At 58.3% G+C, this 11,327-nt stretch carries 11 protein-coding genes; 4 read left to right on the forward strand and 7 right to left on the reverse strand.

The features are described from left to right. The first annotated feature begins 195 nt into the window (after positions 1-195). Positions 196-1,107 (forward strand): glycosyltransferase, encoded by a 912-nt coding sequence (locus LB536_RS31405; RefSeq protein WP_411966608.1) that lies wholly within the window; start codon positions 196-198, stop codon positions 1,105-1,107. Here LB536_RS31405 and LB536_RS29065 read toward each other — a convergent pair. The 5 genes from LB536_RS29065 to LB536_RS29085 form a co-directional block, all read right to left on the reverse strand. Then, complete coding sequence (locus LB536_RS29065) at positions 1,083-2,330, reverse strand: ABC transporter ATP-binding protein (RefSeq protein ID WP_140765619.1); 1,248 nt, start codon at positions 2,328-2,330, stop codon at positions 1,083-1,085. The genes LB536_RS31405 and LB536_RS29065 overlap by 25 nt on opposite strands. Positions 2,331-2,344: 14 nt before the next feature. Further along, complete coding sequence (locus LB536_RS29070; RefSeq protein ID WP_224598529.1) at positions 2,345-3,097, reverse strand: ABC transporter permease; 753 nt, start codon at positions 3,095-3,097, stop codon at positions 2,345-2,347. A gap of 842 nt (positions 3,098-3,939) precedes the next feature. Further along, positions 3,940-4,086, reverse strand: coding sequence for a plasmid partitioning protein RepB C-terminal domain-containing protein (locus LB536_RS29075; RefSeq protein ID WP_224598531.1), 147 nt, complete (start codon positions 4,084-4,086; stop codon positions 3,940-3,942). A 53-nt stretch (positions 4,087-4,139) separates the two neighbouring features. After that, on the reverse strand, positions 4,140-4,385 hold the full coding sequence (locus LB536_RS31410; protein WP_224598534.1) for a helix-turn-helix domain-containing protein: 246 nt from the start codon (positions 4,383-4,385) through the stop codon (positions 4,140-4,142). A gap of 653 nt (positions 4,386-5,038) precedes the next feature. Then, positions 5,039-5,353, reverse strand: coding sequence for a DUF982 domain-containing protein (locus tag LB536_RS29085; RefSeq protein ID WP_224598537.1), 315 nt, complete (start codon positions 5,351-5,353; stop codon positions 5,039-5,041). A 1,688-nt stretch (positions 5,354-7,041) separates the two neighbouring features. Between LB536_RS29085 and LB536_RS29090 the strand changes: the two genes are divergently transcribed. After that, a complete protein-coding gene (locus tag LB536_RS29090; protein ID WP_224598540.1) occupies positions 7,042-7,533 on the forward strand; it encodes a low affinity iron permease family protein in 492 nt (163 codons plus the stop codon). Positions 7,534-7,798: 265 nt separating this feature from the next. Here the strand turns inward: LB536_RS29090 and LB536_RS29095 are convergent, their stop codons facing one another. Next, a complete protein-coding gene (locus LB536_RS29095; RefSeq protein WP_224598543.1) occupies positions 7,799-8,239 on the reverse strand; it encodes an ion channel in 441 nt (146 codons plus the stop codon). A gap of 1,874 nt (positions 8,240-10,113) precedes the next feature. Further along, complete coding sequence (locus LB536_RS29100; protein WP_224598546.1) at positions 10,114-10,392, reverse strand: usg protein; 279 nt, start codon at positions 10,390-10,392, stop codon at positions 10,114-10,116. A gap of 339 nt (positions 10,393-10,731) precedes the next feature. On the opposite strand from LB536_RS29100, the gene LB536_RS29105 reads away from it, so the two are divergent. After that, a complete protein-coding gene (locus LB536_RS29105) occupies positions 10,732-11,046 on the forward strand; it encodes a co-chaperone GroES (protein WP_140813739.1) in 315 nt (104 codons plus the stop codon). 57 nt (positions 11,047-11,103) lie between these two features. Next, a partial coding sequence (locus tag LB536_RS29110) for a TCP-1/cpn60 chaperonin family protein (protein WP_318013042.1) occupies positions 11,104-11,327 on the forward strand: 224 nt, incomplete at its 3' end.

An 11,327-nucleotide genomic window follows, 5' to 3' on the forward strand; every position in this document is an offset into this window, starting at 1 on the left:
GCGCGAAGCCTCTGTAAATGATACAACACCGATCGACACTCCATAGGGCCTGGGTAAGCTTGTCAGCAGCCCGTCGACAAGTCGCTTGCGCGGCAATTCCAATAGAAGGAGTTCATCTTGAGCGGTAAATTCAAAGTTAGCGTCGTTATTTGTACGTACAATAATTCGTCTGTTCTCGATCGAACTCTGGATCGTTTGGCGCGGCAATACTGCCGTGATCGATCTTGGGAAGTGCTCGTTGTTGACAACAATTGCACAGATGACACCCAGCTTGTTGTTGAGCGCCACAAGAACGCCAAGCGGATAGGACAGCTGAGTGTCGTGAGAGAACGCCAGCAGGGATTGACGCCTGCGCGCCAGCGCGGCGTCAGGGAAACGGCCGGTGAGTGGCTGGCCTTGGTCGACGATGACTGCCTGCTCGATGAAAGCTGGCTGGCGAACGCAATAGCTTTCGCTGATGCACATCCGCGGTGCGGAGCCTTCGGCGGGGTTGTCAGGCCCTACTGGGAGAACGGCGCCGAGCCGCTTCCCAAAGCCGTGGGCTGGACTTTGGCCTGCCAGGACCATGGGCTCGAAGCATGCCGGATTTGGGGGCTGGTCGGAGCCGGGATCGTCCTGCGCCGCGCCGCCCTCGATCAAACAGGCTGGATCGAAACGCCTTTTCTCGCTGACCGCATTGGGCGAAGGCTTGTTTCGGGGGGCGACACGGAGATCAGCCTTCGGATTTCAGCGTGCGGGTGGGATCTATGGTACACGCCCGATTGCGTAATTGATCACATTATCCCCGCCTTCCGGACTACGCCAAGTTACCTAAAACGGCTGGCGTTCGGCCTTGGCATCTCGCAGGTACTTGTGGACGCCTTGGTCTGCGAGAGAGGTTTTGCATCCTGCGTTGGGCAATACGTCCGCTCCGCGTTACGTCAGACGCTTCATGCCGCACACGCCGTGATACTCGATCGGATCAGCGGTCGCGATCGGCGGCCTTCATTCATCAATCTGTATTTCGCCCTAGGAATTTGGGCCGGCATCGGGCGACTAGCCTGCAATCGATCGCTGGTTGGCGCAATAAGTCGTTCTTCCCGTCAAGTTTCGACCTCGAACTTGTAGACGCAGGGGATTAGGCCTTCCGCGGGAAGAACCCTTCCATCAGGTCCGCCCGGCCTAAGGACCTCGACCCGGCAGGCGTGGTGGACGTGATCCAGGATGTCACCTGCAAGGTAGTCACCTGATCTTTGTCCCATCCAGAGTTCGAGGCCGTACGTTCCCGGCAGCAAATGCAACTGATCGATCGTGACAGTCACGCGGTTCTGGCCAGCGCGCAGCCGGCAGGCATTCCCCAGTAATGCTGTATCTGCATTGACGAGTTTCAGGCCCGAAAGGCTATTGATAACCACGGCAAGACTGTCCACGTCGATGTCGTCTTCAGCTTCAATGTCAAGCGTGCAACGGGCCGGCCCATCGGTGCAGATCTGACCCGACGAAGAAGGATTCCCACTATCGATGGAGATGCCGAGGAAGCGGGCTTTGCCATTGCCGGTCCGAGGTGCCGCGGTAACATCAATTCGATTGCTCGATCCCGCGAAGTCACCCGCCGAGGCGAGATAAGACGTCACGACCTCTCGCGTTTCGCCGAGGGCCTTCACTGATCCGGATTCGAGCCAAAGGCAGCGGGAACACAGCCGATTGACCGTATCCATGTTATGGCTCACCAGAAGCACCGTTCTCCCCCCCTTCGTAACGAGGCTTTCGATCTTGGACAGGGACTTGCGTTGGAAGCGCGAGTCCCCAACCGACAAGACCTCGTCGAGAATGAGAATATCCGGATCGAGGTGGACGGCCACCGCGAAGGCCAAGCGAACGAACATACCACTCGAATAGCGTTTTACAGGTACATCGAGAAAGCGCTCTATCTCAGCGAAGGCGACGATCTCCTCAAAGCGCCTGTCCAGTTCCGCCTTCGACATGCCGAGAATGGCGCCGCTCAGGTAGATATTGTCCCGTCCGGTAAGGTCCCCGTGAAAGCCGGCACCAACCTCGAGCAGGGCGCCCACGCGGCCGCGGATGCGGACTTCTCCCGCCGACGGATCTGTAATGCGCGAGAGAATCTTGAGGAGAGTTGACTTGCCTGCCCCGTTGAGGCCTATGAGGCCGACGACTTCGCCCGCCTCGATCGACAGCGACACGCCGCGAAGTGCCCAGTATTGCGTGCCCTGCGCCTCGGACGCTTCGCCCCGGCCAAGCCACGCTCCGACACTCTCACGCAGCGATGTCGGTCGAGGATGCAAATCGTACCGCTTGGACAGGTTCTTGATCTCGATCGCTGGATTCATGGGATCTGTCTCGGTCAGGCCAAATCGACCGCAGTGCGGGATGCTCTCTCGAAGGCGAGAAGCCCCACCAGAAACAGGCCTAAGCTGATCGCTACCGACACGGCCGACTGAATTGCCGATACAGCTGGGGTATTGAGTGCGAGCGACCTCATGTTCTCGACGATCACGGCAAGGGGGTTGAACCAGGGGAGCCAGCGAAGGTGAGCCGGGAGGCTAGACAACGGCACGAATACCAAGGAGGCGAACATGGCGATCAGGAGCACGTATTGCATGGCGTGGACGAGATCACGATAGCGTGCCGCAAGCGAGGCCACACAAAGGCCTGCCCCCAGCGTGAAAACGACGAGTTCGACGAATAGGACAGGAATGAGGATGATCCGCCAGGAGTGCGATGTCCACACCCCGCTGACGTGGTAAGTGATTAGAACAATTAAGAAAAGGCTAGTCTGAATGGCCAGTGCGACCAGGTTCGACAGACCCACGGCCGACGGAACTGAGCTGCGAGGAAAATAGACCTTCTGGAACAGGTCGGCGTTGTTGACGAATGTGGCCCCGACCGAGCCGAAGGTCTGGGAGAAATAAAACCAAGGCGCGAGGCTGCAGAGATTGAAGAGAAACGGCGGGACGCCTTCCGTCGCGACACCGGCACCGCCGTTTATAGCGACCGACAGGACGATTGCCATCACAATCGGCTGGATGGCGAACCAAAGGGGCCCTAGCATCGTCTGGGCGTATTTGGTGACGAGGTCGCGGCGTACGAGCAGCATGACAAGGTCCCGTGATTGCCACAATTCGCGCCAGTCGATCCACTCCCATCCTGCACGGACTCGAATGCGCGTTTCTCTCACGCTTAGGCCGCCTTACAGCGTGGCATCCGGTCACGCTCGGCGCGACAAGCCTGGTACGCCGACAGAACAGACTGTCCGATCAGCTCGATCACGTCCGCTGTTGCAGCCTGCCATCCGCCTTTAGGAACATAGATGTTACCGCTGCCCATATTCGGGAGTGAGCGGAAATCCTTGAACTCGTTATTCCAAAACAGAATCCCAATTCTTCCCATCAATGTCGGACCCGATGCCCGCACCATCCGAGGTTGGCAGCCTCCACTGGTCGTGCGTCCTAGCTTAGCCGAAAGCGACAATGGCCTTCTCAACCTCGTTGATAACCGACCGCTGGTGCGCCCTGGGCGGCGTTTCATCTGCGCGGCCATTGATTCCGCTCCAGCAAGAATCCGGCCGACTCCTGATCGGGGGCAGCGGAGCACAGTGAATTCATATATTTATATCATACTCGCGAACTCTTGGAAATCTACGGTTTCGGCGCCGGCGAACGGGTTGCCTATCGTGAGGGGCAGGCCGCCAACATGGCCCCTGCGCGAGATCCAATTAGCCTAGTTTTTCTATCTTGACCAATATGAAAACAGGCAGAGCCCCTTTCCGACCAGTTTGCTGTCCCCACTCGTCATGCGCGTTTTCGCTCCCGCCCTGAACGAACAGAAGCGGTCTCGGCACGGCTGAATTTCCGGTTCTGTCGCGAACTGAATGGCAACCTGTTTCCGGCATGAGGACTCTCGATTTTCCGGGAGTTCTCGACGTTCAAGGGCCGCGGCCTAGCGCGCGGACTGGTTTGGCTCTGTCATTTTTTGAAATTCTGAAAGTGTTTCCGGGAAACTCTGCGCCAGGTATCGGACCACTCGCGCATTTTCCAAAAGTCGGGTGAGATAGCCGGTCGCCACCACCAGATCGAGCGACGACATCCTCGTGTCCAGCATCGATCGCAGTTTCAAGAGCAGCGACCGAATCTATGGCGCTATCCGAACAGAGTTCGGAGCTTCTCCGAAATGGTCACGGAAACTCTTCGAAAGTGCGACGGCGATTCGAAGCCGCAGGCAATGGCAATCTCAAGGATTCGAAGATCGGTGGTGTCTAGCAGCTGACGCGCGCGCGAGAGGCGAACGTTCAAATAGTGGCGGCTGGGGGTGGTTGATAGATAGCTGTGAAACAGGCGCTCCAGCTGTCGGCGCGATGTACCGATCTTGGTCGCTATCGCGTTCAATAGTTTGCTCGAGATTGCCCTCCATCAGCCGAATGGCCTCGATTAACTTGGCACTGGTTCCGGCCAGGCGCAGACTAGCGGGCATGAACGGCTGGGAACCAAACCGTCATTGGCCTGTTATCTCCGCAGCGAGGAGATGTTCCCTCAACTCCTAGCGAAGGCCCGCTGCACTCTCCCAAGACAGCGGGCTTTCCTAATGTTGGAACCCGAGCTCTCGACCTTGTTTATGGATTGAAAAAAGGGAGGCGCATGTGGAACCAAAGTCTTCACGCGATGTGCCAGGTCCAGGGCCCAGAAAGGACAAAGGCCGGGACACCCGGGAAGCCGTCGTCAAAACGCCCGAGAAGACGAACGACTGGGACCGTGATGCCGTGCACGGAAATGGCGACACGATCGACATTCAGCCTGAGCCGGGCGTGGAGTCGAAATAGCCGCCCCGGCACGCTGCCGAACGCGGCAGGTTTTTTGCTATGCGCGGGGACAGCCTTAACAAATGCGAACGTAGCGCTCTCCCGATGTTCCTTTGCGCTGTTGGCCAAGTGCAAACTTGGTCGGCCCGCGCTTTTCCACCGAGGGGCACGGGCGGCTTGCAGTTGCAGGGCTGGACGCGCTGCGGCGCTTGCTGCTCAAACCGAGTATGGCGGCTGGCGATCCTAGTCGTAGATCGAGCTTGTCAGCGCGTCTAGGAGGCTGAGGCCCTTGCTTGGCTGGCCTGAAACAACCATGTCCTGATCTCTTGCGGCTTTGACAAAGGCCTCGAACGCGATGGATTGCCGGCAAGTGCCTGCCTGAGCCTCATCGAGCAAACGCAACGCCTGTCGATAGGAATGCATTTCCTTGTTCTTCCACGCCCCATTCATTGCCGCTCTGGCTTCGGCCACCGACGAGATGGCACTGGTTTCGAAGTTCACAAACTTAATCTGCACAGGTAGGAAAGCAGCCAAGATCAACCCCTCTTTCACGGTCACAAGGTCTTCAAAACTTCACAGAGTGAGATTGGTTGCAGTCGCTTCGAATTTTATTGCAGAACGGCCCTTGCTCGGCGCCGAACTGGTGTCGCAGGCGGTTGACCAGACTCGCTTGAGCAAGGCAAATTTTGCCGCCGCGCAGGTAAAGCGAGGAGCACCGCCATGAAGAAAACCTACGGGAAGCCTGTTCTGACCAGGCGTGAGCGTTTGTCCGCTGTTACGGCCGCGATCCCGCCGTCGGTTATCATCCTCACTTCGCCCGGCTAACGAGTCGCGTTGTTACGAAGAGGCCCGCTGGCTCCGGCCGGCGGGCTTTTTGCTTTTCAGGAGCGTTTGAGGCTTCGGAATTCAGCCGCTCATGCCTCGGCTGCTCGTGCCACATCACCTGACGCAGATCGTGCACGTCCATCGACTGTCCGCAGATGTTGCACTTATAGAAATTGGTCACCCTCGTCGGAGAGCTCCTGCGGCTTGCGCTTGATGGACGGTCTGAAAGCTTCGTCATGGGGCCTGGCTTATCTAATCACCTGCTCGACAGGATTTGACCCTGCAGTGTCCGAGCTGCAGAGCCAAGCTGGTTAGGGAGGGCTCCTGGGTAAAGTCCCTTGCGATATTCACATGCGAGCGATGCGGTCAGAAGGTACTTCCAGCGAGAAGCTTGAGATTTTTAGGCTGGGCGCCTCCAACTGAGTGGGCCGGACTTAAGCGGAACTTAATATGCGCGGCCGGCTTGTTTAGGCATGAGCACGCGCGGAGTCGATTTTCTCGACAAGTGGCCAGGCAGCAACCTGTCTGGGCTTGCCAGTTCAAACGTGATTTCGGTTGCGGAGGCTATTCAGGAGCTCTTTGCCGACGCGAAGGCAGTTGGGATCAGCAGCACCGAATCGAGGAAGAGATTGGCAGCGTTTATGAAGCGATGTTCGACGCCATCGTGCACCATGACGCTGGGTTCCCGGATTGGCGCTCAATCCCGAGTTGGCGGAAATAGGCGCTGCATCGTCTTCTGCCGAACTGCCGTCTTGCAGGAAATCTAGATTTTTGACGTATGAAACCGAACACAACGACCCTCGAACGCGCGTTTGAACTGGCCCGGTCTGGCAAGCTAAGCGATGTGGAAAGCCTCCGTCGTCAGCTGAAATCGGAGGGTTACGACTTGAGCCAGTTACAAGGCCGTTCCCTCGTCAGGCAGTTGAGGACAGTCTTAAAGTCCTCGGCACCCCTGTGTCAGAGACCAAGGCTCGGTAGGCGCCGTTTGAGCGATTGATCAAGCCGGCGCGATCACAGATATCAAGCGCGCCACCTAATGGAACCGTTTCGTGCCGATGCGCATTGACGGTCGAGTTCAACGGAGGGTAGGGCTGTGTCCATCATCGGTAGCATCACCGGCATTTTCTCCTCGAACGAGGAAGCCGCGAAGAAGGTGCCTGCGAAGAAGCCCGCCCGTAAGAAGGCTACAAAGAAAGCAGCGACTGCGAAGGCGAGCGCGGCAAAAAAAACTGGAGCTGCACCCGCTATGGCAGCCCACTCAAAGGACTCTGCTTCCAGGGCTAAATCTAGTCAGCCCAAATCGGCCGCTAAGAAAAATGCGGCTCGCCGTTGAGGCAAAAGAACCCCGCTTCTGAACTGACCCCGTAAAGTTGGACACGTTCGGGGGGCAGTTCATTCGGCGGTTGGGCCGGGGGCGGTGAATGGAAAAGACATTCGGAAGGATCGCTGACGCTGTCGCTCGCGGGGCAGGCCGGCCGATCACCTTCACCCTTTGCATGGCTTTGATCGCGGTCTGGGGTTTCTCTGGCCCTTTCCTCCGTTTTTCGGAAACCTGGCAGCTCATCATCAACACCTCGACGACGATTGTCACCTTCCTGATGGTTTTCCTGATCCAGAATACGCAGAATCGAGATGGGGCAGCGGTCCAGGCAAAGCTTGACGAGCTGGTGCGCGTGAGTACGGGCGAGAACAGCTTCATCGGGATAGACCATTTAGCGGTGGCCGAAGTCGAAGACATCCGGTCTACCTCTACGGCCGCACTTGCCCGCGCTCAATCACCGGAAACCGGCAGGCAAAGTGGGGAAGGTGGAAGGAAAGATAACGTCGCCAACGGCAAGCACGCGATGTGGAGGCTCATCGCCGAGTTGTGCCACCATCTGCTGGAGTTTGCAGCCACATGCCTGGCCGCCTGATGGGACATACCGCGCGCAAGAAGCTCGCGGTAAATGACCGAACCACGCTTCCAGTGCTTGAGCTGCACGGCCCGCAGACGATGACGAATCCACCCGTCGAAACACCTCACAATCCCAAGAGAAACGGCACCAAAGGCGCTCGCCATTCATGGGCTGACTGAATTCCTGCTGGCGACGTCATTCCTCCTGCAGCCAGGGTTGATCAAGGATACTGCGGATTGGTTGTTGCCTCCCGATCGAATCCGACCGCGACGCTTTCCGCTCTCTACCTCCTCTTCCAAAAATTCTCCATGGAGAGGTAAGTGAACGAGGCCGTCCAGCTTAATAGAACCAGACCGGTGAGCGCCTCAGAGGAGGCAATCAGTCGCATCGGACCCTCGGCCCTGATGTCACCGACGCCCAGCGTTGTATAGTTGGTGATGGAGAAATACAGGAAGTCGATCCAGCCATCGGGGATTTTGCCGACGATTTCGCCCAATAGCCCGTAGCTATGGAGGCCCCAGAAGACGAAACCGTAGAATGTAATCTCGACAGTATGCGCGGCAAGCGCTCCAAAGATAACGATCAGCAATCGTCCTCGGCTCGGAAATCCGTCGACCTCGGCTGACCGGGCAGAGCTTGCGACCATTTTGAAGGCCTCGTAGTGGACGAGAACGCACGCGATTGCCAGAACGAGCGATACGAGACTGACTGCGATGACGTTCATGATGATGCACCGTCTGAGTAAGGCTTCGTGTTGATCGCGCGAATCGGTGCTTTTGAGAAGATCTGATTTCTGCGGTGCGGGCTGATTGCCTCGTCCGACTCGCCCCCACGCCGCCGACAAACTCGTCGACCGCCGGCGAGCGTGCTGGTTTCGTTGGGAATTCGAGGATCGTCGCGGGCTCCCAGGCACTTCATGCCAGAAGACCTGACTCTACATGCCCAGTCGGCAAAGTGCGGAAGATCCGTCGACAGGCGTGGCCCGCGCCCCAGAAGGCGCGGGCCGGCCAAGCTGCCCGCGTGGCCAGCAGCAAAGGGACTATGGCTGCGTTCGCCCGAACTTGCCGCGCGTCCGGCTGTTCCCAGCCGGGAAAGATAAAACTTTCTGCAGCTGGCTCCACGCGGATTTGGACAATTGCTGTGGGCCCACCTCACTGGCGGCGAACCAGGCCCGGCCAAGTCTTGGGGGACTGACCAGCAGCGTGGGAGCTGCCCTTCGAACCAGTCTAAGAATAACGGGTTCCCGCACGGTGGCATGAAAAGCGGAGCCAGGAGCGCCAAGCGTTCGGCTCCCGCGCCTACCGGTTCGGACGATCCTCCGCGATGACGTTGTAGAGCAGACAGCAAGCCAACAACGAGACAACGCCGCCTAAGAGATCACTCGCCATCAAATCAGAAAAGTAGACGAATTCAAACGCTGACACGGTCGTCGCTCCACCTTGGAATCTACAAAGCAGAACCGCTAGAAAGCTCTGATGTTCCGTGTATTCGCCGGGTGGACCCGCCTTGCCATGCTTAACGTGGCATTCGGGATAATCTACCAAAGAGGTATTTGCGTAGTTGCTAATATAAGCACATTGTAAGGGGCCGGGAGGAACTCCGGCATGGCCCGGCTGCCGTGATCCCCCAAAGACCCCCTGCGGCAGCCGGGCCGCCCCTCGGGCATCATCTCACATTAGCGAATCGCATGACTAAGGCTGGTGCCGCCCAGAGTCACGGTCATGGCGAAAGGCATCAACATCGGCGATAAGGTCGCAATTACCGCCACGGTCCGGCGGCGAGTGACAGACGATCGCGTGAGCGTTTCCATCCCCTCCTTTGGCCAGCCGAATTCGCTTGTCGATCGAACAACTGAGGTGCGGAAGGGGCAGCACGTTCCCATCATTTCGCGTCCCAATCCGCGGCCGGCGGTCTGCTTGGCGAAAGGCTGCCTTTCTCGGTATCAAGCCGACATTTGAATCCTCCTGAGCGCTGAGCCGCATAGTCATCAGCCGGCAGTGATGCTTTGGTTCCCTTCGACCCTGGCACAAAGGCCAAAATTGCAGAGGACCTAAAAACAGGAAATCCGAGGGCTTTTGGCATCCGGCGCAGCTTGGGGACACGTCAAGCTATTGGCCCGTAACTTCCTGGTCGAGACGACCAGGTCATGGGGATTCCGCCCTAGTGATTTTTCGAGTTTCGAGCAAGCTTGTTCGATCTCGTGGACGCTCGTTGCGGAAGAGCTACACTATCGGAAAGTCCACCAGTTCCGCACCAACAGCAAAGCCTACGAGGACAGCCGCCCGCGCGGTCGGCGCTCTATCGCATGCACCCGATGGAATTGGTCGTCGGAGACGTGCACCCGATCGCCATCCACCTGGCGCGGGCTGAGGGCTCGATTTGTACAGCGAAGTTGATCGCGTTTCTCGATGGGCGACTGGGCCACCGCACCGGGCGACCCCGACGCCGAGGGGGCCGAGCAGGGGAGCCTGGCGCTGTGATGTGGCTATGAAGCGTTCAACCTCGGTCTGATCAGGCAGGCTTCCTGACAAGACCGGCCGGGGCGCGGTCGCTTATCTTTTTCGGTGAGTGCGGCACCGTGCGACTGCGGGCGCCCCTTTACTGGAGCATGATGACACCGTCGATCGCCCGCCATTCCGATGGGGTGATGAGCCGGTGGTGGGCGACTCGGACGGAGTGAAGCGGCCCCTCGAGTTCGCGCTCCCAGTAGGAGAGGAACCCCTTTAGTTCGGGGAACTCCGGCGCCAGGTCATAGTCCTGCCAGACATAAAGCTGCAGCAGGCTCGGATGGTCGGGCAGACGATAATGGATCTGCGCAGTGGTCAGGCCGTATCCCTCCATCTGGAGGCGGAAGTCCTTGCTGACATCTTCAACCATTCATGTCTCCTTTCCGGCGGCGGTCTGCAATCAACTCCCTGCGAGGGTGAGCGGTTCCGGCGCCCGCGATTGCGCCGGCTGCGGATATTTTGTTGGATCGCGGCGGAACTTCAAGCGGCAGCTCCCGGCACGCGGCAGAATAACCACGCGATAACAGCTGGTTGGCACTCTCTATGGGTGAGTGCCAAAATTTTTTGGCCGACCTCTTGAAACCGAAAAAAGGCAAAACTAGCTGGATATGCGCGCGCGATGCCGAAGGGTCGCCGCACCCCGCACCGTTCCGAATTGCCGGTCGGTGCGGAGGAACCTCAAACCTGTTTGTCCCAAGAGGAGAACGACATGGCGTTCCGCCCATTGCATGACCGTATCCTGGTCCGCCGCATCGAGGCCGAGGAAAAGACCTCCGGCGGTATCATCATTCCCGATACCGCCAAGGAAAAACCGCAGGAAGGCGAAGTGATCGCCGTCGGTCCCGGCGCGCGCGACGACAGCGGCAAGCTGACCGAACTGGATGTCAGGGTCGGTGACCGTGTCCTGTTCGGCAAATGGTCCGGCACGGAGATCAAGCTCAATGGCGAGGACCTACTCATCATGAAGGAAAGCGACGTGATGGGGGTTATCGACCAAACCGCGCAAGTGAAGAAGGCCGCCTGACGGCTTCTTCGAAAATCCACCAGTCAACGAATGCTGCCTAGATAGAGGAGTGATCCAATGGCTGCCAAAGAGGTAAAATTCCATACCGAAGCGCGCGAGAAGATGTTGCGCGGCGTCGATATCCTGGCCAATGCGGTGAAGGTGACGCTCGGCCCCAAGGGACGCAATGTGGTCATCGACAAGTCGTTCGGCGCGCCGCGCATTACCAAGGACGGCGTCACCGTCGCCAAGGAGATCGAGCTCGAGGACAAGTTCGAGAACATGGGCGCGCAGATGGTGCG

The sequence above is a fragment of the Mesorhizobium sp. ES1-3 genome, from assembly GCF_020164795.1.
Lineage (GTDB): Bacteria > Pseudomonadota > Alphaproteobacteria > Rhizobiales > Rhizobiaceae > Mesorhizobium.

Bases quoted from the DNA above. Each gene is read 5' to 3' on its own strand.
- LB536_RS29105 (WP_140813739.1), top strand. From the start codon at position 10,732: ATGGCGTTCCGCCCATTGCATGACCGTATCCTGGTCCGCCGCATCGAG.
- LB536_RS29090 (WP_224598540.1), top strand. From the start codon at position 7,042: ATGGAAAAGACATTCGGAAGGATCGCTGACGCTGTCGCTCGCGGGGCA.
- LB536_RS29095 (WP_224598543.1), bottom strand. From the start codon at position 8,239: ATGAACGTCATCGCAGTCAGTCTCGTATCGCTCGTTCTGGCAATCGCG.
- LB536_RS29070 (WP_224598529.1), bottom strand. From the start codon at position 3,097: ATGCTGCTCGTACGCCGCGACCTCGTCACCAAATACGCCCAGACGATG.
- LB536_RS29065 (WP_140765619.1), bottom strand. From the start codon at position 2,330: ATGAATCCAGCGATCGAGATCAAGAACCTGTCCAAGCGGTACGATTTG.
- LB536_RS29100 (WP_224598546.1), bottom strand. From the start codon at position 10,392: ATGGTTGAAGATGTCAGCAAGGACTTCCGCCTCCAGATGGAGGGATAC.
- LB536_RS29075 (WP_224598531.1), bottom strand. From the start codon at position 4,086: ATGTCGTCGCTCGATCTGGTGGTGGCGACCGGCTATCTCACCCGACTT.